The organism is Thiothrix winogradskyi, assembly GCF_021650935.1.
GTDB lineage: Bacteria > Pseudomonadota > Gammaproteobacteria > Thiotrichales > Thiotrichaceae > Thiothrix > Thiothrix winogradskyi.
In genome coordinates this window covers 2,700,707-2,727,258 of the sequence record NZ_CP091244.1, presented here as the reverse complement: position 1 = coordinate 2,727,258, position 26,552 = coordinate 2,700,707, and the positions used below count along the sequence as shown (strand labels likewise).

Below are 26,552 nucleotides of genomic sequence, written 5' to 3'. Positions count from 1 at the left end.
CCAGCCAAGTTTACTATAACGTGGGTTAGATTTGGGATAATCACTGAGTTACGATTAATGAAACGTTTCCATTGTATTTGCGGTCAGGAAGTATTGTTTGAGGATAAGGAATGCCCGTGCTGTGGCAGATCATTAGGGTTTAACCCGGATACCTTGGAAATGTTGGTGCTGAGCCGTGCGCCGCATCTGCGGGTATGCTCGCTGCGGGAGCATTCGGTGGGGTGTAATTGGTTATTGTCGCATACCGATAAGCACAAGCAGTGCTATTCGTGCCGGTTGACACGCACGGTTCCGGCACAAGATATTCCTATCAATGTGCAGCGTTGGACGGTATTGGAACGCTCAAAGAGGCGCTTGGTGTATTCGTTGATTACTTTAGGCTTGCCGTTGGTGGGGCGCGAACAAGACCCGTGTTCCGGTATGGTGTTTGATTTTTTGGAAGATCAACGTACTAACCCGTTGGTGAAAAAAAGGGTGGTGTACACCGGCCATAAAAATGGGGTGATTACCTTACACGCGGTGGAAGCGGATGAATCGCATCGGGTCACAGCGCGTGAACAATTGAAGGAGCGCTACCGCACGGTGCTGGGGCATTTGCGCCATGAAAGCGGGCATTATTATTGGGACAAATTGGTGCGTGATTCGGCATGGTATCCGCGTTTTCGCAATTTGTTTGGTGGCGAGGAAAATTACCGCGAATCGTTGGACTGCTACTACGCTTATGGCGCAATCCCGCAATGGGAAAAACGCCACATTAGCGCTTACGCCAGCGCTCATCCGTGGGAAGATTGGGCGGAAACTTGGGCGCATTACCTGCACATTATGGATACGCTGGAGACAGCGACCAGCTTTGGCTTAATCCACCGTGAGGCTGTTAACCCCGACGACTTCCATTTGCTGATGCAGGAATGGCGGCAACTCTCGCGCACAATGAATGCGCTCAACCGCAGCATGGGGCAGCCGGATGCTTACCCCTTTACGCTGTCACGGCAGGTTATTGTGAAACTGCGCTTTATTCACCAACTGGTGACAGGCTCAGAAGGTATGTAAGTTGCCATCGGGTTTGGCGTGGACTTCCAACCGGGGCATGGAACGGAATGCCTGGTTCAACTGATTCGCCCATTCGTGACGGATGTCGAGTAAATACGGGTCTTCCGCGTCAAACTTGTAGTGTTTGGGGGCGTTGAACTGGTCGCGTGGGTAAATCAAGACCTCAATCGGTGGTCCGACGCTGGCGTTGCTTTTCATGGTGGAATCCATCGAGATCAGCGAGCAAATGGCGGCATCTTCCAGCGAAGCACTGCGGGTGATGAAGCGATCCAGCACGGGTTTGCCGTATTTGCTTTCGCCGATTTGCAGGTAAGGGGTGTCATCTGAGGAGGTAATGTAGTTACCTTGCGGGTAAATCATGTAGATGTTGGGGTTGCGCCCTTGAATCTGCCCGCCGAGGATCAAGGTGGCATCCGGTACAAAGCCGGTTTGTTCGGTGTGCTTGCGAATCCGGTTGACTAGCACATCGCCTAAGTATTCGGCAACGTCTGCCAGATAGTTTAAGGTATTGATGTTGCGAGGCAAGCCTTCCAATACATCGCGGCGGATTTGTTGGATCACGCCTTGAGTGGTGGCGAGATTGCCCGCACTCATAATCACCAAGCAGCGGTCGGGGTTGGTGACGCAGCGGTGCATCTTGCTGTAAGTGCTAACATGATCAATGCCCGCGTTAGTACGTGAGTCAGAGGTTAAAACAAGCCCATCGTCGAGAGAAATGCCGATACAATATGTCATGTCAGTTTGCGGGGTGGTTAAGGTGAAGATAAGTTATTAGACTCTTTGGGATAGGTCAATGTTCCATTGAGATTGTTTGCCACTTTACGATGATAATAACGGTTTTTAGGATAAAAGATGCGTATGTCAAGCTGGTTTATAGCAGATTTGCATTTGGATTCGAGCCGCCCCGGTGCAATGCAGTGCTTATTGGAATTGCTGGAGCAAATCGGGGAGAGGGCGGATGCGCTCTATATTCTGGGTGATCTGTTTGAATATTGGGTGGGGGATGACGCCCTCGATTCGCCTTATGCCGCCGTATTTCTGCCGCTGGTGACACGCTTACAGCAACTGAGTGAGCGTGGGGTGAAGCTGTATTTTCAGCACGGCAACCGCGATTTTTTAGTGGGAAAGCAGTTTGCTGAGGCGACGGGCTGTACCTTGTTGCCAGAACAACAGGTGATCGACTTGTACGGCACGCCGACCTTGTTGTTGCACGGTGATACGCTGTGTACCGATGACGTGGAATACCAGCAGGTGCGCAAGCTGTTCCGCAATCCGCAATGGCAGCAGCAGTTTCTTGCCTTGCCGCTGGAGGAACGCATTCGTCAGGCGGAAGCAATGCGGGCGCAAAGCCGGATGAGTATGCAGGGTAAACCCGAAGCGATTCTGGATGTGAATCAGCAAGCAGTAGAAGCAACCTTGCGGGCAGCGGGCGTAACGTGCATGATTCACGGGCATACGCACCGCCCTGCTGTGCATGATTTCCTGCTGGATGACTTGCGAGTACAGCGGGTAGTATTGGGTGATTGGCACGAGACCAAAGGGAGTTTTTTGCGTGTGGATGCCGACACTATGACGTTGGAGTGTTAATGATACGTCGCCTTATTTGGTTAGGATTGCTGTGTTGTCTGTTGGGCAAGCTGGCAAGCGCTGCGCCGCCGTTAGAACCTGTTACCGTGCAATTGAAGTGGCAGCCGCAGTTCCAGTTTGCGGGGTATTACGCTGCGCTGGAATACGGCTTTTTCCAAGAGGAAGGGCTGGATGTCACCTTACTGCCCGGTGGTACTGATATTGCGCCTTTGATTGAGGTGTTGGAGGGACGGGCAGACTATGCGATTGAGGCGGGGGAATTGGTTTTCTACCGTTTGCAAGGCAAGCCAGTGGTGGCGTTGGCGAGTATTTTCCAGCATTCGCCCGCGATGTTAATGACCGAGGGTAAGGCGGGTTTACGTACCCCGCACGATTTAGCCCACAAACGCATTGGAATGCAGGTCGGCGGGCAGCCGATTGTGGAAATCGCGGCGATGTTTGTGAACGAAGGGGTGACGTTGGATGCGCTGGCATTGCAACCGAATCGACCGGGCATGGACGCATTGCTGTCTGGGCAGGTGGATGCGGATTACGGTTATATGACCAGTGAGCCTTTCTTCAATACACAGGCGGGGCGCGACATCCATTACATTCAGCCGATCACTTACGGGGTGGATTTTTACGGCGATACGTTGTTTACCAGTGAACGCCACCTAGAGGAACATCCCGCGCAAGTGGCGGCGTTACGCCGTGCGGTGGTGCGCGGTTGGCTATACGCGATGGAAAATCCCAATGACATAATCACGGTTTTACTGAAACGTTACCCGCACTTGAACCGTGAGGCGTTGCAGTTTGAAGCTTCACATATCCACGAGCTGGTAAAGCCGGATATTGTCCAGATCGGTCACATGAATGTGGAACGCTGGCGGCGCATGGCGGATACCTTCGTCAAGTTGGGGATGGTCAACGACACCAGCAAGCTGGATGGTTTTTGGTACGACTCCGACCAGAAACCGGATTACCGCTGGGTGTGGTGGGTACTCGGCGGGTTTGGGCTGGTTGCGCTGCTGGGCTTTATCGGCAGTGGTTTGGTGGCGTGGGTGAATGGGCGTTTGCAGGAAAAAAACACCCTGTTACAACAGACCATGCAAGCCCAAGAAGAAAGCGAACGTTTGTTGCAGGAAAGCCAACGTTCCTTGCAAAGCTTGATCGGCAACTTACCGGGGATGGCTTACCGTTGCCATAACGATGCCGATTGGGCGATGGAGTTTGTCAGTGAGGGGTGTGAAAGCTTGACGGGTTATCCCGCTGAATGGTTGATTGGTTCACAGCGGTTGACTTGGACGAGTTTGATTCACCCTGATGATCGTGACGCGGTGGTGGCGACGGTGGTTAACGCGAGTAACGCAGGGCATCCGTTCCAGTTGAGTTATCGGATTAAACACCGTTCGGGGGAATGGTGTTGGGTGTGGGAACAAGGGCATTGCGTCGCCTACAATGCGGCGGGTGAACCGTTGATGTTAGAAGGCTTGATTATGGACATTACCTCGCAGGTCGATGTTCAGCAGAAATTGCAGCAAGCCAAAGAACAAGCCGATGCAGCGACCCGTGCTAAATCCATTTTCCTAGCGAATATTAGCCATGAAATCCGTACACCGTTGAATGCCGTCACGGGTTTGGCGCAATTGCTGCAACGGGAGGATTTGCAGGGCAAGCAGCGGGATTACGCGGAAAAACTGCATAGCTCCTCGCGCTTATTGTTGGGGATTGTGGAAGATGTGATGGATTTTTCTTGCATTGAGGCGGGGGAGGTGGTGTTACGCCCTGTGCCATTCAATGTGCAGGGAATTCTGCAAAGTGTTCAGCACATTGTGCAGGATTCTATCCAAGAGAAGGGCTTGGCGTTTCGTCTGGAAGTGCAAGACGATATTCCAACCGTGTTGGTGGGCGACCCGTTGCGCTTAAGCCAAGTATTGAATAATTTGCTGATTAATGCGGTTAAATTTACCAATAAGGGCAGCGTTTCTTTGCATGTGAGTTTGCAAGCGCACACAGCGGCTACAATCAGGTTGCAATTCAGTGTGCGTGACACGGGGATCGGGATTCCGGCGAATCAGCGCGAGAGTTTGTTTGAACCCTTCGTGCGGATTGATTCTGGCGAACATGAAGCGGTGAAAGGCGCGGGTTTGGGCTTATCCATTAGCCGTCATTTGGTGGAATTGATGGGCGGCGCGATTACGGTGGAAAGCATTCCTGGGGTGGGTAGCGAGTTTACGTTTTGTGCGGATTTTGGGGGTGAAGCCGCGTCTACGCTGTTGCCTGATACACCACCGCCCGCTGCTGATACCGCGCAGGCGTTGTTGACGGGGGCGCGGATTTTGGTGGTGGATGATGATCCATTGAATCTGATGATTAGCCTTGAGCTGTTGCACCTGTTCGGTTGCGTCACCGAGCGGGCGGAAAGTGCCACGGAAGCGCGGGCGGCACTGATAGCAGATACTTTCGATCTGGTGTTGATGGATCTTGAGATGCCGGGGATGATGGGCGATGCCTTGACCCGTGAATTGCGTACCGAGCCGCGTTGGCAAACCTTGCCGATTATTGCAATGAGCGCTCATGCTTCGGCGACGATCCGCGAACATTGCCTCGCGAGTGGGATGAGCGATTACCTTGCGAAACCGTTTGATGTCGCGCAATTACGGGCGATCTTGGTACGGTGGCTGGCGGGTCGAATGTCGGCTTAATCCCCCATTCCTCGCGTTCCTGCTGGTTCAGGCGCCACTTTGTGAACAAGTCATCCCGACCCAATATATCCTCATATTCAGCCAGCAAAGCAACACCCATCAATGGCGTGAACAACCCTTGCAGGCAATTTATCGTAAACTTATTCCCTGCTTTGTTGTTAGACCACTGCGTGACGTGCTTCACAATCGCCAAGCCTAGACTTTTAACGTAGCCTTAACATTTCGCTTTGATTCAGCCAGCAAGCTGTTCATACTATCGCGGTTTTTAAGCTTTGATTAAGGTGAGTATTATGCCCAAGAGCCATATCGCGGGACTGTTCGGCAAGTCGCCCATACGCCCCCTTCAGGAGCACATGTATTGTGTCTACAAAGGGATCAAGCATCTCATCATGCTCGTGGAGGGAATGAATAATGATGATGAACAGCAAATTAGTGCTGCTCATCAAGCTATCGTGGAAAGTGAGCACCTTGCTGATGATATGAAAAAGGATTTGCGCCACAACCTGCCACGCGGTTTCTTTATGCCGGTTGATCGCCGTGACTTGCTGGATGTGTTGTGGATGCAAGACCAAATTATCAATCAAGCCAAAGACATTGCGGGTATGGTGGTCGGGCGAAAAATGCGTCTGCATGAGAGTATGCGTCCACTGTTCCAGCAATACACCGAACGCTGTGTGGCTGCGGTCAAGCAGGCACTGGAAGTGATTAATGAGCTAGATGAATTGTTGGAAACCGGTTTCCGGGGTTTGGAGGTTGAGCATGTTGAGGAAATGTTAACGGAACTTAGCCGTATTGAACGCCAAACCGATAAATGCCAAGTCGAATTACGCAATATTCTGTTTACCCTAGAAGATGGCTTGAGAGCTACCGATGTGATGTTCACCTACCGCTTGATTGAGTGGATGGGACGAGTTGCCGATGATGCCCAACGTGTGGGTAGCCGTTTACAACTGATGCTGGCACGTTAAGGGAGATAAGCTATGGAATTTTTGTCCGATACCATGATGATTTACCTCATCTTGGCGGTTGCCTTTGGCTTATTTATGGCCTGGGGGATTGGTGCGAATGATGTTGCTAATGCTATGGCGACCTCCGTCGGGTCTAAAGCCGTTACCATTAAACAGGCACTTATTATTGCGGCTATTTTCGAGTTCGCAGGTGCTTACCTTGCGGGTGGGGAAGTCGCTAATACGATACGTCAAGGCTTTATTGATAATGAAATATTTGATGCTAACCCGGAGATGCTGGCATGGGGAATGCTGGGGTCACTCTTGGCAGCAGCGACGTGGTTACTCATCGCAACACTACGTGGTTGGCCTGTTTCCACCACCCATACCATTGTTGGTGCTATCGTCGGGTTTGCTGCCGTTGGTGTTGGTGTGGAAGCCGTTAATTGGGGAACGGTCGGTACCACCGCGATCAGTTGGGTATTTTCACCGCTGATTTCTGGGGTGATTGCCTTTTTGGTGTTTATGAGCTTGCAAATTCTCATCTTGGATACCAAAAATCCGCTGCAAAATGCCATCAAATATGGGCCATTTTACCTCTTTATGGTGGGTTTTTTCCTTTCACTGCTGACCATTCAAAAAGGTTTAAAACACGTTGGCTTAAGCTTAGACGGTGCTATGGAGTTGATTATATCGGTATTGATTGGCGTAGTTGTGGCAATAGCTGGGCGTATTCTCATCAGCAAAGTCCGTTATGACCAACAGGCCGAAAAACGCTTCCATTACGCGAATGTGGAAAAAATCTTTGCTGTCATGATGCTGTTTACCGCTGCGGCAATGGCTTTTGCGCACGGCTCTAACGATGTTGCCAATGCGGTAGGGCCGATGGCTGCCGTCATCGGTATTGCTCAAACCGGGGTGATGACTGCCAAGGCCACCGTGCCTTCATGGGTTTTATTGGTGGGTGCAGTGGGTATCGTCATTGGTTTAGCCACCTTAGGTTATCGGGTTATTTTGACGGTTGGGAGTAAGATCACCGAACTTACCCCGACTCGTGGTTTTTCGGCTGAAATTGCCACAGCGATGACCGTGGTTTCCGCCTCTTACGCGGGTATTCCGGTGTCGACCACGCATACCCTCGTTGGGGCAATCCTTGGGGTTGGCTTTGCACGCGGTATTGCAGCGATTGATTTGCGTGTCGTGGGTGGTATCTTTATGTCGTGGGTGGTCACTTTACCGGCAGGTGCGTTACTGTCCGTAATGTTCTTCTATCTGTTGCGCGGTATTTTCGTTTAATCCAACACCCGCCCTGCCGGAAAGCAAGCCCGGAACACAGTCTTTCCCGGCTTGCTTTCAATTGTCAGCTTGCCGTTATGCCATTGCATAATGTGTTTTACAATTGCCAGCCCTAAACCTGTACCACCACTGGCGCGAGAGCGTCCTTCATCTACCCGGTAGAAACGCTCAGTCAGGTGCGGCAAATGCCTAGCATCAATGCCGGAACCATTGTCGTTCACACTCAGGCAAGCAACGCCCTGCTCGTTACTACGCCATTCCACTCGGATAGTCGTGCCTGCTGGGGTATGTTTAACCGCATTTGTCAGCAGGTTGGTAATGACGCTGGTAATGTCTTTTTCTGAGCCGCAAACGCACAAATCTGGCTCAATGTCAGTTTCCAGTGTATGCGTACCACTGGCTAGTGTATCGCGAATAGCTCGGATATTGCTGGTCAGTATGGCTGGAATATCAACACGGTTGCCCATTAATGGCGTGGTTTCCTGACTTTCTAGCCGTGATAGGGCAAGCATATCGCTGATGATTTGCTGCATCCTGATGGCTTGCTCGTGGGATTGTTGTAACGGCCCGTGAAGGTGTTTCGGCAGATCGGGGTCGTGTTCAAACAGTTCGATATAACCCAAGAGTACCGTTAATGGGGTGCGCAATTCATGAGAGGCATTGGCAATAAAGGCCTTACGAGTTTTCTGGAGCTGGATGCCCTCACTAATGTCCCGCACACTCAAAACCCGTGAACCGGCTTGCAAGGGTAGCAGTTTTGCTCGTAACGTTAGATGGGAATTACGTGGCGAGGGAAACTTCACCTTGTATGTGCCATTTTCTGCCAACAGCTTGTGCAGATCAGGGTTGCGCAACAAATTATCAAGGCGTTGACCCTTGTCATTGTTGCTGTCGATGCCTAGCATCTTGCCAGCGGATTTGTTTGCCCATTCAATGTGATTGTCAGCATCCAGTAAAATGGCTGCATCGGGCAACACCGACAAAATGTTATTGAAGCGCACTAAAATATCTTGTTGCTTGCGTTTACCTTCTGCGAGTATTTGTTGCGATTTGTGGAACAGGTAAGCGATTTGTTCCCAAGCACCATCATTGTCCGGCATATCTTCGGCTTTATGCCCGTTGGTGAGCCAATGCTGTAACTGGTACAGTTTGTGCAGCATCCAGACGATGTAGCCCAATAACACCAGTAGCATTACCATCAACGGATAAGGGGTGAACCACGCTACCAGTAAACCGCAGCCCATGACCAAACCAAAACGATAGCGTTCCACACTCCAATAGTTGTTCGGCATCAATCACCTGTTGATTCGATTGCACTGAATAAATAGCCAGCACCCCGGATGGTTTGAATCACATTCTCGGCAGCGTGGGTCTTCAAGGTTTTGCGCAAGCGTAGCACATGCACATCAACAGTGCGTTCTTCGATATAGGTATTTTGACCCCATACAAAGTCCAGCAATTGAGCGCGGGAATAGACTTTTTCGGGGTGCTGCATGAAAAATTCCAGCAGGCGGTATTCGGTCGTGCCGAGATGCACAGGCGTACCGTCGATGCGCAATTGGTGCGCATTTTGGTTGAGTTGCAAACGCCCGGCATTGATCACCCGCTGTTCGTCGAAACCCTCGGAACGGCGTAATAGGGCTTTGATCCGCGCACTCAGGGCTTTGAGTGACACAGGTTTCATGAGGTAATCATCTGCACCCGCATCCAGCCCGTGAATCATGTCGTCTTCTTCGCTTTTGGCGGTGAGCATGATAATGGGAATGTCGCGGGTCAACGGGTCATGGCGGAAACGCCGGATCAGTTCCGGCCCGGAAACGTCCGGCAACATCCAGTCCACCAGCATTAAATCCGGTGGGCTGGATGCGGCGGCATCACGGGCGGCACGGGCATCCGCTGCTTCCGTCACCACATAGCCTTCGCGCTCCAGCGAAAAGCGGATCATGGAACGGATAGCGGCTTCGTCCTCAATACACAGAATGTGTTTTTTCATGGCGCGAAGAACCCCGCCGGGTACATCAACTTACTCACCCAAAATCGTTTCACGGATGCTTTCTAAATTGGTGTGGCGCACGTCCTTGCCTTTCACCAGATAAATCACGTATTCGCAAATGTTTTTGCAGTGATCACCGACCCGTTCCAGTGAACGCGCACACCAAGTGACATTCAGGCTGTCTTTGATATAGCGCGGGTCTTCCAACATGCGGGTGTAAAGCTGGCGCGTAATGGAATCGAATTCGTCATCCACTTGCTGGTCGTTTTTCACCACTTGCATGGCTTGAGCAACGTCCAAACGCGCCAGTGCGTCCAAGGTGTCGCTCAACATGATTTTGACGTGTTCGCCTAAGTGACGCAGGGAATTGTGCAAGTCGCCGTAGGTGGCGGATTCGGTCATTTCCACCGCGTAACGCCCGACTTTTTCGGCTTCGTCACCAATGCGCTCAAGGTCGGTAATGACTTTGATAATGGTGATTAGCAAGCGCAAATCGCTGGCGGCAGGCTGGCGACGCGCAATGATTTCGGCGCAATGTTCGTCGAGGGCGACTTCCATTGCGTTAATTTCATGGTCGGAATACGCGACCTTTTCACCCAAAGCACTGTCACGTTCCAGCAACGCCTTGATGGCATTGGTGACTTGGGTTTCGACCAAGCCGCCCATTGTCATCAGTTTGCTGCGGGCTTCTTCCAGCTCGTGATTGTATTTCTGAGATGTATGCTGTGTTGTGTTCATGCTTTCCATACCCCGTACCGCCTTAGCCGAAGCGGCCTGTAATGTAATTTTCAGTTAATTGGTGTTGTGGGTTGGTGAAGACAGTTTTGGTGTCGTTCAATTCAACCAGATAACCCAGATGGAAATAAGCGGTGCGTTGCGAAATACGCGCTGCTTGTTGCATTGAGTGGGTCACAATGCAAATGGTAAAACTTGCCCGCAATTCGTCAATCAATTCCTCGATAGTCGCGGTGGCAATCGGGTCAAGTGCGGAAGTGGGTTCATCCATCAGGATCACTTCCGGGCTGACCGCAATCGTGCGAGCAATGCACAGACGTTGTTGCTGACCACCGGAAAGCCCTGTGCCGGGGGATTGCAGACGGTCTTTGACTTCCTTGAATAAACCGGCTTTGGTTAAGCTGCTTTCCACAATATCATCCAGCTCGGCGCGGTTAGCAGCCAGACCGTGCAGGCGCGGGCCATAGGCTACGTTGTCGTAAATGGATTTCGGGAACGGGTTTGGCTTCTGGAATACCATGCCAACACGAGCACGAAGCAGTACCGGGTCTTGTTCTTTGCCGTGGATGTCTTCGCTGTCGAGCTTAATGTCGCCGGTCACGCGGCAGCCTGCAATGGTGTCATTCATGCGGTTCAGGCAGCGCAGGAAAGTGGATTTGCCACAACCGGATGGACCAATCATGGAAATGACTTCGTTCTTGCCGATGTCCATATTGACATCGAAAATCGCTTGCTTGGTATCACCGTAAAATACGTTCACGCCCCGGCAGAAGAATTTGGTGTCTTTGCCATCCAGATACGGCTTGCCGATCGTGCCGTCAATGGTGTGGGCAAATTCTTCACGTCCGCCGCTGGCAGCGGTGCTAAATTTGGGTAGGGCTTTCGTTGTCATATCAATTGTCGCTTCAGTCATCGGGTTCACCTTCATATGCTAAAGGGTAAGGGAATTTAGGTTAAGAGTCACACACTATGATGAGCCGGGATCACCAGCGACGCTCAAAGCGTTGACGCAGAATGACGGCGAGCAGGTTCATCGACACCAAGAATGCCAGCAGCACCATAATCGCGGCTGAGGTGCGTTCAATAAATGCACGTTCCGGGCTGTCAGACCACAGGAATATCTGTACCGGCAACACGGTTGATGGTGAAGTTACGCTACTGGGGACATCCATAATGAAGGCAACCATACCGATCATCAGCAACGGGGCGGTTTCACCTAACGCGTGAGCCATGCCGATAATCGTGCCGGTGAGGATACCCGGCATTGCCAGTGGTAATACATTCTGGAACACGGTTTGGGTTTTGGATGCGCCGACACCCAAGGCACCTTCTCTGATGGAAGGCGGTACAGCCCGTAATGCCGAACGGGTGGCAATAATAATGGTCGGTAATGTCATTAATGTCAGTACTAATCCGCCCACCAACGGTGCAGAACGTGGCATTCCAAATAACTGGATAAATACCGCCAAGCCCAATAAACCAAACACGATGGATGGCACGGCAGCGAGGTTATTGATATTGACCTCAATCAAATCCACCCAGAAATTGTTCTTGGGGGCAAACTCTTCCAAATAAATCGCCGCAGCCACCCCAATCGGGAAGGCTAATGAGAGTGTCACCAACAAGGTGTAGAACGAACCAATCAAGGCACTCAAAATCCCCGCCTCTTCCGGTTCGCGTGAATCGCCTCGCGTGAAGAACACGGTGTTAAACTGGCTGTCGATACGTCCGTCTGCTTCCAGTTTATCCAGCCAAGCCAATTGGAAGTCTTTGATGCGGCGATTACTTTCAGGCAGTGTGCGATCAACATTGCCTTTGTAATAGGTGTCAATATCGTCATCCGCCAATACCCATACGGATTGGTTCGTACCAATCAACGTGGGGTCAGCCATGACCTGACGTTGCAGTTCGTACTGCGCATCGCCACTCACTAAACCTTTCAAAGCCTTCTTTTCCTTGCGTTCTTCCACGCCGGGAACTAGGGCATTCAGACTTTTTTGTATTACCGCATTGTAATTAGCAGTGCGTAATTGTTCAGGTGTGGAATCGGCAGTGACCCCAAGGGTTTGCGCGTCCAATTGCACATCGAGTTTGATGTGGGTACTAGTAAAGGCAGGGTAGCCTTTACCAATAATATCACTCAGTAAAGTCATCAAGAACAAAATGCTCAAGGCAATGGCTGTTATGCCATAGAAGCGAAAGCGTTTTTCGCGTGCGTAGCGTTTCCCTAGGGTCGCTTTAATTTTCTCAGTCGTGGTACTCATGACAATGGCTCCCGGTTAATCGTATTGTTCGCGGTATTTGCGCACGATATGCAGTGCCACCACGTTCAGAATCAAAGTAACAACAAACAGGCTTAAGCCAAGGGCGAATGCCGCCAAGGTTTTGGCACTGTCAAATTCCTGGTCACCTGTAAGCAATTTCACAATGTATACCGTGACGGTAGTGACGGAATCCAGCGGGTTAACCGTTAGGTTGGCAGCCAGACCTGCTGCCATGACCACGATCATGGTTTCACCGATTGCCCGCGAAGCAGCCAACAGAAATGCGCCGACAATCCCCGGCAGTGCCGCTGGTAAAATAACCTGTTTGATGGTTTCCGACTTGGTAGCCCCCATGCCGTAAGAACCGTCACGCATCGACTGTGGCACAGCGTTGATAACGTCATCGGATAACGACGACATAAACGGAATAATCATAATGCCCATGACCAAGCCTGCTGCCAGCGCACTCTCAGATGCCACGCTCAACCCCAGTGATTCGCCCAAATCACGAATAAACGGAGCCACCGTGAGTGCGGCGAAGAACCCGTAAACCACGGTAGGGATGCCCGCCAACACTTCCATTGCAGGTTTTGCATAAGCACGCAAGGTAGGGCTGGCGTATTCAGATAGGTAAATGGCTGACATCAACCCCAAAGGCACGGCAACCAGCAAAGCAATAAACGAGATCAACAGTGTACCGACAAATAAGGGGACTGCACCGAATGCGCCGGAGCTGCCCGCCTGATCTGCCCGCATCGCGGTTTGCGGACTCCAGTGTGTCCCAAACAGAAAGTCAGTCGCTGGTACATGCCCAAAGAAGCGGTAAGACTCAAACAAGACCGAAAACACAATCCCCACCGTGGTCAAAATCGCGATGGAAGCGCAGCCAATCATAATGTACTGCACCACCCGTTCCACCTGATTACGCGCACGGGTTTTGGGTTTCACATGACGCAAACCAATGAATATCCCTGCAATTGCCAGCGCCAACACCAACACCGTTTTGATGGTATTGCTCAGGGACTGCATTTGCTGGTATTCCTCTGCTGCCGCTTTCAAAACGGGTTCAGCCGTTGCCAGTTGTGCTGGGTCGTTTGCCAGATTATGGATGCGGTTAGTGGTAAGGCTCAGCTCATCCGCCGATTTACCCTGATATTCCGCTGGCAGGTTCGACATCATGTTGGAGGTTAACAGCGGCTTTTCTGCCATTGACCACAAGGCAAATACCAGCAACGCCGGAATAATCGCCCAGACCACCACCAGATACCCGTAGTAACTGGGCAAGGAATGCAGGTCGTTACCGCCACGCTTCACCGGGGTAGCGAGTGCGAGTGAGCGTTTGCGGCCGATGTAATAGCTGAATGCCGCTAACACCGTTAGCGTCAGCAAGATACCCAAGGTACTCATGAAAACTCCTGATTGGGACTGTTCGGTCAGGTTGAAAGATCGCGGCTCGAATTGTAGGCGCGTAATATGACACTAATGTTACAGACAGTTAATGGTTTTATGCAGCCTGCAATAAACCTACGTCGCTGACCGGGCGGCGTTGCAAACTACCCTGTACAAAATGGCGGTGATAGCGGGTATTGAGCTTGTTTACGTCCAGCAAGATGAAAATGTCGGCGACGTTGAAATCGGGGTCGAGGCACGGTTCGCCTGCTACCCACGCGCCGAGTTTCAGGTAGGCTTTCAGCAGTGGCGGCATATTCACTTTGGCGGCAGGTTGCGCTGGCAGTAAGTGCATCAACGGTTTGACGCGCAGTTCGGCAGGGGCGAGGTTGTTGGCGCGGGCTTCCTGCATAATCGCAGACGTTTGTGCGCCGCCGTCATTCATGCTGATGCTGGCGCAACCGAACATGAAATCAACACGGTGCATTTCCATGAATTGCGCCAAACCCAGCCACAACATGCCGATGCCTGCGCCATTGCGGAAGTCGGGGTGGATGCAGGTGCGCCCGATTTCAATCGCGTTACCCTTGAGTTGCGGGAACAGACCGCGCAGGTCGAATTCGTTTTCGGAGTAAAAACTGCCCGCTTTACGAGCGTTCGGGGTGGTGAGGATACGGGTGGAGCCAACCACTTCATTATTATCCGTGCGACGCACCAGCAAGTGATGGCAGTAGTCGTCGTAATGGTCACGGTCGATGCCTTCCGCTGCACTTTCCAATTGTGCGCCTTGTTCTTTGGCGAAAATTTCATAGCGCAGGCGTTGCGATGCGTACACATCAGCGGGGGTGGCAGCGAGTTCTACCCGCAATTGCGGCAGATGCGGGCGTAAGTTTTGGTGGGTGTCGTGGTGAATAGCTGCGGTCATAGGTTGCACTCCTTTCATAATATCGCGCCAGCTTATGAAAGGTGTGTGACAGGGGAATGACGGTTATTTTGCAGGGAGGTTAAATGTCTTGAACTGGGATTTTCAGGATTCAAAGATTGCCATGATTGAAGAGGGTGCTGCCAAGTGGTACATCTCTTCATCCTGAAAATCCTTAAATCCTGTAAATCCCAGTTCAGACAAGCACATTAACGTAACCATCATATAACCGTCATTTTGCCGTCATTCCCAAGCCTTAGCCTCAAGCCCACGATTAGATTTTGTTAGCGAGAGTTTCATGGCAGGTATTTCCGACGCAATGCGCGATGCTGTGCATCAACATGCCCCCACGTCTTTGATGGGGATGCAGCAACGTTTGTTCAGCTTTTGGTTCAACAGCTTCATCTACAACCAGATTTGGGAAGATCCCACAGTTGACATGCAAGCCTTGGAATTGACCTCAGAAAGCCGCGTACTGACGATTGCTTCGGGCGGTTGTAACGTGTTGAATTACCTGACCGCAAGCCCTGCGCATATCACCGCGATTGACCTGAACCCCTACCATTTGTCCCTGACGCGCTTGAAGCTGGTAGCGATGAAATATTTGCCAGATCACGCCACCTTCTACGATTTCTTTGGTTACGCTGACCGCGCCACCAATCCGGCGCATTACGAACAGCACATCCGCCCGCATTTGGATGATGAGTTGGATAGATTCTGGCAAGGTCGCAGCATTTTGGGGCAAAAGCGCATTCATATGTTCCGTGACGGGCTGTATCGGCAAACGCGCTTTGGCTATTTCATGCGCTTCTTGCACTGGATTGCCCGCCGCACCAATTACCACCCCGAAAAGCTCCTCACTGCCACCAGTTTGTACGAACAGAAAGCAATTTTTAGCCAGCACATCGCGCCGTTTTTCGACAATAAACTGGTGAAGTTTTTGGGCAAATTGCCGATGTCGGTGTTCAGCCTTGGCATTCCGCCACAGCAATACAAGGCGATGAAAGAGCAGGGCAATCTGATTGAGCAATACCGCGAGCGCGTCGAACGCTTGGCGTGTGATACCCAGATTCAGAACAATTATTTCGCATGGCAGGGCTTCAGCCATAGCTATGACCATGAAAAGCGTCAAGCGATTCCCGATTACCTGAAAGCCGAAAACTACGACACCATCCGCCAGCAATTGGGCAAGGTCGATACGCACCTCGGTTCCATGATCGACTTCCTCGAACAGCAAGCTCCGCACAGTTACGACCGTTTCGTGTTCCTCGATGCGCAAGACTGGATGACGGATGAAGTCCTCACCCAGTTGTGGACGCAAGTTGCCCGTGTGGGTAAGCCGGGGACGCGGATTATCTTCCGTACCGCCGCCGCCGAATCACCGTTGGAAACTGCGTTGCCCGCCGAATTACGTAGCCAGTTTGTGTACGAGGCTGAGCTTTCCGCAGAGCTGTTTCAGCAAGACCGTTCGGCGATTTACGGTGGTTTCCACCTCTACCGCAAGGTCGATTGACGATGGATGCCGCACAAAAAATGGATCAGCAGTACCGTTACCAGCGGTACGTTTACGACTGGTCGCGCAAGTATTATTTACTGGGGCGCGATGCCTTGCTGGCGGAAATTCCGTTGCAGCCGGGCGAAACTGTGCTGGAAATCGGCTGCGGCACGGGGCGTAATTTAACCAAGCTGGCTTACCGGCAACCGCAAGCCAAACTCTACGGCATGGATGCGTCCGCAATGATGCTGGATACTGCCCGTGACAATTTGCGTAACACCTTGTATGCGCAACAAATTACCTTGCAGCAAGGCTTGGCGGGGCAGGTCGATCACACCACCTTCGGGCTGGAGAAACCGTTTGATCACATTCTGTTTTCGTATGTGCTGTCGATGATCCCCGGTTGGCAGGATGCGCTGGAACATGCCTTGAGCATCCTCAAACCCGGTGGTTGTTTGCATGTGGTGGATTTTTCCGACCAGCAAACCATGCCCGCATGGTTTCGCAAGCTGCTGTTGCGGTGGCTGGATTGGTTCAATGTCCACCCTGATCCGGCAGTCCCGGCGTATTTGGAGCAAATGGCAGCCCGTCATCACGACCAATTGCGTATCCGCCACCTGAGTGGGCGTTACGCGATGCTTGCGCATTACCAGAAAGGGGGGATTCCCAATGACCATCAACCAGAACTTCCGCAAATATCGCAGTATCTGGATTTCTGATACGCACCTCGGTTCACGCGGGTGCAAAGCCGAGTTTTTGCTCGATTTCCTGCAACACAATCATGCCGATCATTTGTATTTGGTTGGCGATATTATCGACGGCTGGGCATTACGCAAACGCTGGTATTGGGATACGTTCCACGATCAGATTTTGCACTTGCTGTTTGAACGGGCGCAACGCGGCACGCAAGTGACCTACGTCAGCGGCAACCACGATGAATTTTTGCGTCCGTTTATCCATCACCGCGTTACGGCGATCAGTTTGGAAGACGAAGTGGTGCATACCACGGCAGATGGGCGTAAATTTTTGGTGCTGCACGGCGACCAATTTGATGGCGTGATGCAATTTGCGCGGTGGCTGGCAATCTTGGGGGATTGGATTTACGAGCGTTTGCTGGTGGTGAACAATGTCTACAACCGTTTGCGGCGGCGCATGGGTTATCCGTATTGGTCACTTTCGGCTTATCTCAAGCACAAAACCAAGTCAGCGGTGAATTTCATCTCGGCATTCGAGGAAACGCTGGCAAAAGAGGCGAAGAAGCGTCAGTTGGATGGGATTATTTGCGGGCATATTCACCATGCTGAAATCCGCGATATTGACGGGGTGTTGTATTGCAACGATGGCGATTGGGTGGAAAGTTGCACCGCGCTGGTGGAAGAGTGGGATGGCAGCCTGCATGTGGTGCGCTGGGTAGAAAGTAAAAGCTTAATCCCCGTTTTGAACTAGGATTTTTAGGATTAAAGGATGGGCAGGATAATGCGGGGTCTTATCATGGTAATCCTTTAATCCTGAAAATCTTAGTTCAGACAAAAAGATGATTAAAAAAAGGGAGCATCCGTGCTCCCTTAATTGTTTAGTAAATCTTTGTTATTGATTACTTTATTTTAGAGAGCTTACTGAAACTGTTTTCAGGTTAGCTGCTGCATCTTGCGAGGCTTTCAACTCACTAGCAGACAGCGCAATCAAGCCTTTGGCAGCCAAATAGCCGTCTGCACCCATTGCTGCATCGCTGGTAAATTCAACCAAAAACTCTTTCAAGCCAGCTACCTGACCAACATGGTTGTTTTTAGCGTAGATGAACATGGAACGCGCCATTGGGTATTTGCCGCTCATCACCGTTTCTGGGGTTGGTTCAACGCCAGCAATCGCAACAGCTTTCAGGGCATCTGCGTTTTGTTCCAAGAAGCTGTAACCAAATACACCAACGGCTTTAGGGTTGGCTTGCAGCTTTTGCACGATCAGGTTGTCGTTTTCACCGGCTTCAACAAAGCGACCGTCTTCACGCAAGGTGTGGCACTTTTCTTTGAACGCTTTCTCGTCTTTCTTTTTCAGTTCAGGGATGCCTTTGAACAGCATGCAACCCTTTTCAATACCCAATTCTACGAAAGAGTCACGAGTACCAGAAGTGGGTGGTGGCCCGATAACTTCGATTTGATTGGCTGGCAAATTAGGGTTGAGGTCTTTCCAAGTGTTATACGTGTTAGGCACGAATGTGCCGTCTTCCATTGGGATTTCTTTGGCAACTGCCAAGTACAATTCACGGGCAGACAGTTGGATAGGTTCGCCTGTTTTGGATTGTGCGATAGCTAAACCGTCATAACCGATTTTGATTTCAGTAACGTCATTAACGCCATTTTTGATACAGCCTTCCAGCTCACTCTTTTTCATGCGACGTGAAGCGTTGGTGATGTCGGGTGTTTCAACGCCTGCGCCTGCGCAGAACAGCTTCATGCCACCACCAGTACCAGTGGATTCTACTTTAGGGGCTGAACCGCCGTTTTTCTTGGCAAATTGTTCAGCAACAGCAGTGCTGAATGGGAATACGGTGGAAGAACCAACGATTTCGATATTGTCGCGTGCTTGTGCAACGCCGGTAGCAGCTACCAGACCCAATGCAACTGCTAGAGTGAGTTGTTTCATTCAAAAGCTCCTTAAAAGAATCCGGGATGGATTTGCGCGAATCGTAGAGCGTTTCAATGAAAGTTTTATGGCAGATATATTAAGAAATGATGACGGTGCTCACTTGAATGCTGTCATCAAGCTGCAATAACCGCAGCGTAGCATCGCATCGCTTAAACCCAAGGATTCGGAGTGAGCACAATGGATGACCAGACTTTATTGACACAGTTGCGTGATTTACGTGAGCAGGCGGTAGCGTTTGCCGCACGACATTCTGACGCTGAATTGGTTAAACCCATGCATCGGGCATCCGCACATAATTTATTACACTACCTAGCGTTGCGCCGTCATGAGTTGCGCGAAGTCCAGCTTGGTTTAATTGAGCGTGGCTTGAGTTCTTTAGGGATTTTGGAGTCGCACACGCTGGCGACCCTGAATAGCGTGATAGCAGCGTTAGAATGCTTGCAAGGGCAAACACCGACACCTGCACCGTTTGCCCCGGTGAGTGTGGCGGATAGCACCGCACGCTCGGAACGCGCCAGCAATGCCTTATTTGGTCATAGCCCAGCACACCGCGATGTCCGCATTATGGTAACAATGCCGACTGAAGCGGCAAATAGTCATGAGTTTCTTAGCCGCTTATTGGAAGCTGGGATGAATGTGATGCGCATCAACTGCGCCCATGACAATGCGGATATTTGGCAGCAAATGATTGGCAACTTGCGTTTGGCAGAAGCCAGCACCGGTAAGACCTGCAAAATCCAGCTTGATCTCGCGGGTCCTAAATTGCGTACAGGCACTATCCGTTCTGTTGGTCGTGTGATTAAGCTGAAGCCAGTGCGTGACTTGTTCGGTCATGTATACATGCCGGGGCGTTTCTGGTTGGTTCCTGAAGGTGAGGATTCAGTGACTGAGGATTTCCCCACGCTGGAAGTGAGCGGCAAGGTGCTGGCGGAAACACAGCCGGGTGATGGCATTCTGCTTACTGATGCCCGCGACGCCAGCCGTGAATTGCGTATTATTGCCAAACACCAGCACGCCCGTCTGGTGACGACGGAGGAAACCATCTATTTGCAGGAAAACACTTCATTACGGTTTGAACGTCATGGAAAAAAACTCGGCAAAGGTTCACTGGTTAATGTGCATGAAGTGGTTCCGCCTCTTGTCCTGCAAGTAGGGGAACAATTGTTGCTGACTCGTGATGCTGCGCCGGGGATACCTGCCGAACGTGATGCAGATGGGGTGCAAATACAGCCTGCCCGCATCCATTGCACGCTGGCGGATGCGTTTGATGCGGTACAAACAGGTCAGCAAGTGTGGTTGGATGACGGCAAAATCGGTGGCACGGTAGAAACCAGTGATGGCGATACGCTTGGGTTGAGAATTACCCATACTCCACCCGGTGGCGCTAAGTTACGCGCAGAAAAAGGCATTAACTTCCCCGATACCGTGTTTCACACCCTGGCGTTGACGGATAAGGATATTACCGACCTAGAAGCAATGGCGGGCAAGGTGGATATGGTTGCCCTGTCATTTGTGCGAACCCCGCAGGATGTGACAGATCTGCAAGCCCACCTGCAACGTCTCAGCATTCCTGATACCGGCATTGTTCTCAAGATTGAAAATCGTGCTGCGTTTGAAAATTTGCCTGCCATTTTGTTAACTGCGCTGCGTTCCTCCACGGTTGGGGTCATGATTGCGCGGGGTGATCTCGCGGTGGAAGTCGGTTTTGAGCGCTTGTCTGAAGTGCAGGAGGAAATCCTCTGGCTGTGTGAAGCCGCGCATATTCCGGTGATTTGGGCAACCCAGATTCTGGAAGGCATGGCGAAAAAAGGTGCGCCATCCCGTGCGGAAGTGACCGATGCCGCAATGAGTATTCGCGCTGAATGCGCCATGCTCAATAAAGGCCCTAATATTGTGGAAACGGTGCGCTTTCTGGATGGTATCTTGCAACGCATGGAAAGCCACTACCACAAACGCCGTCTGATGATGCGCCCCTTGAATGTATGCCTGCACACCGGGCTTTGAGTCGGTTTTAAACAGGCTTTGCCGGTCAGTGTTTCACGATTTTTGAAAAGATCTGGATGATAGTGACACCCGCAATGATCATGCCCATGCCAATGACCGCAGGCAAATCCAAACGTTCGTCGTACACAATAATGCCAATGATGCTGATCAGCACAATTCCCAACCCTGACCATACCGCATAGGTAAAACCCAGCGGTAAGGTGCGCAGGGCGAGGGTCATGAAATAAAACGCGAACCCGTAACCCACGACCATGATCAGGGTGGGAATAGGCTTGGTGAATTCTTCAGTCGCCCGTAGCGAACTAGTCGCAATGACTTCAGCAATGATGGCAAGCGCAAGATAAAAATAAGACATAAGCTAGGATTTTGGTTTTACACAACAAGGGCTGCAATCATAAACGGAATGCGTGTGTTATGGCATTGGATTCTTACGGCGGTAACGCAAAATAGGGTATAAACGCAGATTTCCATCGCGTGATGAAGGAGCGCCGATGCCTGCCAGTTTTACTCATGGTTTTGCTTTTGACCCCAGTTACGGGTATTCGCTGGATGATTTTCTGGCGGTTGATGTGCCGCCTGCACCGGCTGATTTTGCGGATTTTTGGCAAGCGCGTTATGCCCGTGCTTTGCAGGTGCATCCACGCCCGCGCATTACGCATACGGGAACCGCACAACACGGTTATGAAGTGTACGATTTGCGTTATTGTTCCACTGACCATTTCATGATTCGCGGGTGGGTGTTAATTCCACAACACCAAGCAGTGACGCGGGCACTGGTATTTGGACACGGTTACGGCGGTTGTGACGGCGCGGATTTTCGGTTGCGACCAGAAGGCACGGCGTTGGTGTTTCCGTGTTTGCGGGGGTTGTCGCGCAGCCAACATCCACCAATTTCGGCGAATCCGGCGTTTCATGTGTTGCATGACATCGACAAGCCAGACCGCTATGTGATTGGCGGTTGTGTGGATGATGTGTGGCTGGCGGTGTCGGCAACTCAGATGCTTTTTCCTGCGGCGACGGGGCATATTGGCTATTCTGGCATCAGTTTCGGGGGCGGGATTGGGGCATTGGCAATGCCGTGGGATGCGCGGATTCAGCGGGCGCATGTGAATGTGCCGACGTTTGGTAATCAGCCCTTGCGCTTGCAATTGCCGACGATTGGCAGTGGCGCGGCGGTGCAGCGTTACCAGCAGCAACACGGGAATGTGTTGGATACTTTGCAATATTATGATGCCGCGAATGCCGCGCAATGGATTCAGCAGCCCATGCATGTTGCAGCAGCTTTGTTTGACCCCGCCGTTGCACCACCGGGGCAGTTTGCGGTGTACAACGCTTTGCCGGGGGAGAAAACGCTGTTTGTGCTGGAAGCCGGGCATTTTGATTACCCTAAGCGGGCAGAACAAGAACAGACGCTATTGCAAGAATTGGAAGGGTTTTTCGCGCTATTGTAAAACGCTTGCAATATCGCACGCTTATGATGCGCCCATCGAACAATGATTGTCGCAAACAGTAAGCAGGTCAGGTCAATGCAACGCGAATATCACCGCTGGCACAGCCCCCGCATGGGGCGCACGATGGAATTGCTGGTCTTTGGACACGCGGGGGCGAAGGTATTGGTATTTCCTACCCGCGACGGGCGTTTTTACGAATACGAAAACTTGCGCATTGTGCAGCAGCTTGCGCCCAAAATTAATGCAGGGCAGTTGCAATTATTTTGTGTGGACAGTGTGGATCACGATGCGCTGTATTGCTTTTGGAAGCATCCCGCTGAGCGTATTCGCCGTCACATGCAGTTTGAGGATTACATCCTGCATGAGGTCTTGCCCTTCATGCGGCATAAGAACCAGCACCCTTGTACGATTTCACATGGGTGCAGTTTGGGGGCGTTTCATGCGGCGAATATTGCGTTTCGTCACCCGCATTTGTTCCAGAAATTGAGCGCGTTTTCTGGGCGTTATGATTTGACGATACGGGCGGAAAGCTTTTCCGATCTGTTCAACGGCTATTATGACGAGAATATTTATTTCCATACTCCGACGCATTTCTTGCCGAATTTGGCGTGTGAATGGCGGCTACAGCATTTGCGACAGATGGATATTGTGCTGGTGGTCGGCAAGGAAGATCCGTTTCTGGGCAATAACCATTATTTGAGCCATATCTTGCACAGCAAGGGTATCCACCATCAATTGCATGAATGGCATGAACGGGCGCATCGCGGTTATTACTGGCGGCGCATGGCTCCGTTGTATCTGTAATGCCAGCCGACATAATCTTGTCATATAAAAACGTTAGTATCCCGCTTTGACCAAGGATGACGTTAATTCCCACCTTTGAAAACATGAGGAATATGAATGGATTACGAAAACACAACGGAAGACCTTAGCCGTGACTGGCTGCAAGCAGAACTGGATGAAACCTTGGATGACCTGTTCGAGATGGAATTCAATGAACCGATGCTCAGTCAGGAAATCCGCAAGATTTACAAGCGTCATCATCCCGACATGCTGGATAACCGCGTTTATTATACTAACTTGTTGCGCCTACAGTCCGAGCTGATCAAGCTGCAATACTGGGTGGAACATACCAAGTCCAAAGTGTTGATTATCTGCGAAGGGCGTGATGCAGCAGGCAAGGGCGGTGTCATCAAGCGCATTACCCAGCGTTTGAATCCGCGTGTTGCCCGTGTGGTGGCGTTGCAAAAGCCAAGTGACCGTGAACTGACCCAGTGGTATTTTCAGCGTTATGTGCCACACCTGCCAGCGGGTGGCGAGATCGTGTTGTTTGACCGCTCTTGGTATAACCGTGCTGGGGTTGAGCGCGTCATGGGGTTTGCCAGCGAAGATCAGGTCGAGCAGTTCTTCCAAGATGTGCCGGAATTTGAGCGGATGCTGGTACGTTCCGGCATTATTGTGCTGAAATATTGGTTCTCGATCACAGATGAGGAACAGCAATTGCGTTTCCTGACGCGCATCCACGACCCGATGAAGCAGTGGAAACTCAGCCCGATGGATCTGCAATCCCGTGTGCGCTGGGAAAGTTACACCAAAGCCAAGGAAGAGATGTTCGAGCGTACCAACATCCCGGAAGCACCTTGGTATATCGTCGAAGGCAATGACAAGAAGCGTGAGCGCCTCAATTGCATTGAGCATATTTTGTCAAAAATTCCGTATGAGGAAGTTGTGACCGAGAAAATCGCCTTACCTGAGCGGGTATTCAACCCCGATTACGAGCGCCATACCTTGCCGGATGAGCTGTACGTGCCGAAGATTTATTGAAGAAAATCCCCCTCAGTCCCCCTTTTTCAAAGGGGGATGCAAGAGAAATATTTCAAAATCAAATAGATGTGCCATCCTGCATCCTTCCTTTGAAAAGGAGGGGTTGGGGGAGGATTTTCTTACTTGATGATATTGCCCAAGTTGATCAACTGGGTTTCACCGTTATTGTCTTTCACGCCATCGTTATCATTGATGATCAGTACATTGCCATTGGCTAAGACGGCTGAACCTTCGATCTTTTCCATGACTGGGCTGCCAGTGGCTTTCAGGTCTGGCAGGATGTCACGCACCAATGTCTTGCTAAGGGTTGCACCAGCCGCTACACCGTTAGTGTCGATGCGGTATAGGCGTTTGACTGCGGCATCTGGCCCGCCTTGATTGTCACGTTCCACCAGGAGGAATTGACCATTGCCGAGTGAGGTCAGATCCGACAAGCCAACCCAGCCACCGTTTTTGGAAGCGACGGCATCCAGCGGGTAGAACACAAAGCTCCAGGTTTTGGTTACGGTGTCGTAAATGCCAATACGTGGGTTGGTTTCACCCTTCCAAGCGCGTTGGAACGCGACATACGCCCGCCCGTTGTATTCGGCAACACCTTCAAAACCAAAGCGCAATTGCAGCGCATTAACCTCGGCTGGCAGGGTAATGGCTTGCTGAATCACGCCATTCGCATCGGTTTTCAGCAGCAGGTTGGCGCTATTGACCGGGCGAGCCGCTTCGCCGACCGTGCCAGCACCTTCGGAAGCAATCCAGAAACCGCCATCACTGGCAACGGCAATGCCTTCGGGGTCAAGGTTAACGCTCTTGTTGGCGTTGATCATGGCTTTCAGGTCGACTGAATCAAACACGTCCTTGCGGCTGTCGTCAGTGGCTTTGGCTGCCGCATCAACTGTGGCAACGGGTATGCTTGCCAGTACATTGTTCATATCTGTGATTCGTGCAGCAACGCTCAGTTTTGCTGGCTTGCTGGCAACATCAAGTTTGAAAATGCGGTTTTGCTGATAGAAGCTGTCTTCGATAGCGTAAACCGTGTTGCTGTCATTTGGGGCAGCCGCAAGACCAGACATAGCACTCCACGCAACCGGGTTGCCATTGCTGTCATTGCCGGAAATGACGGTTGGGTAAGCAGCGGCTTTTTCTTCGTAACGGTAAATGTTCAGTGATGAGCGGATAATATCAGCACGTGCATCGACTTCACTGGCAGCAATTAACAGGTTACGTGAGGGAATGGCGAGTACGCCTTCGGGGCCTGTGCCTGCTGGCAGCACTTGTTTCAGCACTGGCTTGCTAGGTGTTGCGGCATCGTAAACAAACACACTATTGGAACGTTCGGAGGCGATGAACAGGAATTTGTCAGCGCCAAACGTGCCAGATTCGGCATTTTCCGGTTCGTTACCTTTGTTTTTGGAGCGGTCATCGGGGTAGTGACCCATGCGGATGGCTTGGTGATCCATGCTATTGCCTGCGGCAAACACCACTTCGCCTAGGTCAGTCGATAACCAGGTTACGCCATCCGGTTCACGTGCGATGGCACTCAATGCGCCATCGGTGGTAATCAGGGCTGGGGCTTCTTCTTTGGTGTCGATTTTATCGAGGTCTACTGAGCCTGCATTGAAATGGTTAGTGATTTTGCCATCGACCAAGTTCACCAAGGCGATGTGGTTGTTTTCTTGTAAGGTCACAACAGCGATGTTATTGCTGTTAATGTCGACGTATTCCGGCTCTGGGTCGCCGGGGGCAACGGCGGCTAAGCCACTCATGTCCACTTTGCGGCTTGTCCACGTCGCAGGTTCGCCCTTGAGGTCGATGATCATTAGATAACCGGCGGGTGATTGGGGAATTGCGCCACTGTTTACGCTCTCATCGCGCTCATTTTCGATGGCAATCGCGGCGTAATTACCATCAGGGCTAACTGCTACGGAATCCGGTTGACCGCCAAGGTCAATGGAGGCAATCACGGTTTTGCTGCTCAGGCTGACCACATCCAGTTTGCCGCTGGCATTGATGAAGTCGGTGGAGGTGTTGACACCGACCAGCGCGTAATTGCCTTTGACGGCAACGGAGGTCGGTTCGCCGCTCATTTTCAGCTTGCCTGCGGCTTTGGGCTTGGTCGGGTCGGTGATGTCGACGAAACCGATGGATTTGCTTGGGCTGTCGCTGTAAATCAGCGTCATACCATCGGTGCTGGCGGTGACGATTTCAGCGGCGGTTGTGTCAGCAACATTGCAATCAGCATCCAGTTGCAGGCACACCGGAAATGAGGCAACA

23 protein-coding genes are annotated in these 26,552 nt (G+C 51.4%); 12 read left to right on the top strand and 11 right to left on the bottom strand.

Features of this window, described 5'->3' with window-relative positions; translation table 11 throughout:
* Positions 1-57 precede the first annotated feature (57 nt).
* Complete coding sequence (locus tag L2Y54_RS13810) at positions 58-1,050, top strand: zinc-binding metallopeptidase family protein (RefSeq protein WP_236496845.1); 993 nt, start codon at positions 58-60, stop codon at positions 1,048-1,050.
* On the opposite strand, the gene L2Y54_RS13805 is transcribed toward L2Y54_RS13810, so the two are convergent.
* Positions 1,036-1,785, bottom strand: a complete 750-nt coding sequence (locus L2Y54_RS13805) for a proteasome-type protease (RefSeq protein WP_236496844.1) — start codon at positions 1,783-1,785, stop codon at positions 1,036-1,038. The genes L2Y54_RS13810 and L2Y54_RS13805 overlap by 15 nt on opposite strands.
* Positions 1,786-1,908: 123 nt before the next feature.
* On the opposite strand from L2Y54_RS13805, the gene L2Y54_RS13800 reads away from it, so the two are divergent.
* From L2Y54_RS13800 to L2Y54_RS13785, 4 genes are all read left to right on the top strand, one after another.
* On the top strand, positions 1,909-2,637 hold the full coding sequence (locus L2Y54_RS13800) for a UDP-2,3-diacylglucosamine diphosphatase (protein ID WP_236496842.1): 729 nt from the start codon (positions 1,909-1,911) through the stop codon (positions 2,635-2,637).
* Positions 2,637-5,321: an ABC transporter substrate-binding protein gene (locus L2Y54_RS13795; protein ID WP_236496841.1), complete on the top strand. Its 2,685-nt coding sequence runs from the start codon at positions 2,637-2,639 to the stop codon at positions 5,319-5,321. The genes L2Y54_RS13800 and L2Y54_RS13795 overlap by 1 nt, the downstream gene beginning before the upstream one ends.
* A gap of 290 nt (positions 5,322-5,611) precedes the next feature.
* Positions 5,612-6,289, top strand: coding sequence for a TIGR00153 family protein (locus L2Y54_RS13790; protein WP_236496839.1), 678 nt, complete (start codon positions 5,612-5,614; stop codon positions 6,287-6,289).
* 12 nt (positions 6,290-6,301) lie between these two features.
* A complete protein-coding gene (locus L2Y54_RS13785; protein ID WP_236496837.1) occupies positions 6,302-7,564 on the top strand; it encodes an inorganic phosphate transporter in 1,263 nt (420 codons plus the stop codon).
* Here the strand turns inward: L2Y54_RS13785 and phoR are convergent.
* The 7 genes from phoR to L2Y54_RS13750 form a co-directional block, all read right to left on the bottom strand.
* A complete protein-coding gene (gene phoR, locus L2Y54_RS13780) occupies positions 7,561-8,856 on the bottom strand; it encodes a phosphate regulon sensor histidine kinase PhoR (protein WP_236496836.1) in 1,296 nt (431 codons plus the stop codon). The two genes, L2Y54_RS13785 and phoR, sit on opposite strands and share 4 nt — an antisense overlap.
* Entirely contained in the window at positions 8,856-9,557 is a 702-nt protein-coding gene (gene phoB, locus L2Y54_RS13775; RefSeq protein ID WP_236496834.1) for a phosphate regulon transcriptional regulator PhoB, read from the bottom strand. Before phoB ends, phoR begins: the two co-directional genes overlap by 1 nt.
* Before the next feature lie 30 nt (positions 9,558-9,587).
* Complete coding sequence (phoU, locus tag L2Y54_RS13770) at positions 9,588-10,295, bottom strand: phosphate signaling complex protein PhoU (protein WP_236496833.1); 708 nt, start codon at positions 10,293-10,295, stop codon at positions 9,588-9,590.
* A gap of 22 nt (positions 10,296-10,317) precedes the next feature.
* Positions 10,318-11,205 (bottom strand): phosphate ABC transporter ATP-binding protein PstB, encoded by an 888-nt coding sequence (gene pstB / locus L2Y54_RS13765; protein WP_236496831.1) that lies wholly within the window; start codon positions 11,203-11,205, stop codon positions 10,318-10,320.
* Positions 11,206-11,275: 70 nt separating this feature from the next.
* Positions 11,276-12,556 (bottom strand): phosphate ABC transporter permease PstA, encoded by a 1,281-nt coding sequence (gene pstA / locus L2Y54_RS13760; RefSeq protein ID WP_236496830.1) that lies wholly within the window; start codon positions 12,554-12,556, stop codon positions 11,276-11,278.
* A 15-nt stretch (positions 12,557-12,571) separates the two neighbouring features.
* Positions 12,572-13,963, bottom strand: a complete 1,392-nt coding sequence (gene pstC, locus L2Y54_RS13755; protein WP_236496828.1) for a phosphate ABC transporter permease subunit PstC — start codon at positions 13,961-13,963, stop codon at positions 12,572-12,574.
* A gap of 97 nt (positions 13,964-14,060) precedes the next feature.
* Positions 14,061-14,870: a GNAT family N-acetyltransferase gene (locus L2Y54_RS13750; protein WP_236496827.1), complete on the bottom strand. Its 810-nt coding sequence runs from the start codon at positions 14,868-14,870 to the stop codon at positions 14,061-14,063.
* Between the two features lie 295 nt (positions 14,871-15,165).
* On the opposite strand from L2Y54_RS13750, the gene L2Y54_RS13745 reads away from it, so the two are divergent.
* The 3 genes from L2Y54_RS13745 to L2Y54_RS13735 are packed head-to-tail and all read left to right on the top strand — an operon-like array spanning position 15,166 to position 17,808.
* Positions 15,166-16,380: a BtaA family protein gene (locus L2Y54_RS13745; RefSeq protein ID WP_236496825.1), complete on the top strand. Its 1,215-nt coding sequence runs from the start codon at positions 15,166-15,168 to the stop codon at positions 16,378-16,380.
* Between the two features lie 2 nt (positions 16,381-16,382).
* Positions 16,383-17,081, top strand: coding sequence for a class I SAM-dependent methyltransferase (locus L2Y54_RS13740; protein WP_236496824.1), 699 nt, complete (start codon positions 16,383-16,385; stop codon positions 17,079-17,081).
* Positions 17,032-17,808, top strand: coding sequence for a UDP-2,3-diacylglucosamine diphosphatase (locus L2Y54_RS13735; RefSeq protein WP_236496822.1), 777 nt, complete (start codon positions 17,032-17,034; stop codon positions 17,806-17,808). The genes L2Y54_RS13740 and L2Y54_RS13735 overlap by 50 nt, the downstream gene beginning before the upstream one ends.
* A 153-nt stretch (positions 17,809-17,961) precedes the next feature.
* Here L2Y54_RS13735 and L2Y54_RS13730 read toward each other — a convergent pair whose 3' ends face one another.
* Entirely contained in the window at positions 17,962-19,002 is a 1,041-nt protein-coding gene (locus tag L2Y54_RS13730) for a substrate-binding domain-containing protein (RefSeq protein WP_236496821.1), read from the bottom strand.
* A 180-nt stretch (positions 19,003-19,182) separates the two neighbouring features.
* Here L2Y54_RS13730 and L2Y54_RS13725 point away from each other — a divergent pair, with 180 nt between their 5' ends.
* Positions 19,183-21,009, top strand: a complete 1,827-nt coding sequence (locus L2Y54_RS13725) for a pyruvate kinase (RefSeq protein WP_236496819.1) — start codon at positions 19,183-19,185, stop codon at positions 21,007-21,009.
* Positions 21,010-21,034: 25 nt separating this feature from the next.
* Here the strand turns inward: L2Y54_RS13725 and L2Y54_RS13720 are convergent, their stop codons facing one another.
* Positions 21,035-21,364 carry a DMT family transporter gene (locus tag L2Y54_RS13720; protein WP_236496818.1) on the bottom strand — a complete coding sequence of 110 codons (330 nt, stop codon included), beginning with the start codon at positions 21,362-21,364 and terminating at the stop codon, positions 21,035-21,037.
* Between the two features lie 136 nt (positions 21,365-21,500).
* Here L2Y54_RS13720 and L2Y54_RS13715 point away from each other — a divergent pair, with 136 nt between their 5' ends.
* The 3 genes from L2Y54_RS13715 (at position 21,501) to ppk2 (ending at position 24,284) form a co-directional block, all read left to right on the top strand.
* On the top strand, positions 21,501-22,460 hold the full coding sequence (locus L2Y54_RS13715) for an acetylxylan esterase (RefSeq protein WP_236496816.1): 960 nt from the start codon (positions 21,501-21,503) through the stop codon (positions 22,458-22,460).
* A 75-nt stretch (positions 22,461-22,535) separates the two neighbouring features.
* Positions 22,536-23,264 carry an esterase family protein gene (locus tag L2Y54_RS13710; RefSeq protein ID WP_236496814.1) on the top strand — a complete coding sequence of 243 codons (729 nt, stop codon included), beginning with the start codon at positions 22,536-22,538 and terminating at the stop codon, positions 23,262-23,264.
* A gap of 198 nt (positions 23,265-23,462) precedes the next feature.
* Positions 23,463-24,284 (top strand): polyphosphate kinase 2, encoded by an 822-nt coding sequence (ppk2, locus tag L2Y54_RS13705; RefSeq protein WP_414718477.1) that lies wholly within the window; start codon positions 23,463-23,465, stop codon positions 24,282-24,284.
* 119 nt (positions 24,285-24,403) lie between these two features.
* Here the strand turns inward: ppk2 and L2Y54_RS13700 are convergent, their stop codons facing one another.
* Positions 24,404-26,536, bottom strand: a complete 2,133-nt coding sequence (locus tag L2Y54_RS13700; RefSeq protein ID WP_236496811.1) for an esterase-like activity of phytase family protein — start codon at positions 26,534-26,536, stop codon at positions 24,404-24,406.
* Positions 26,537-26,552: the final 16 nt, after the last annotated feature.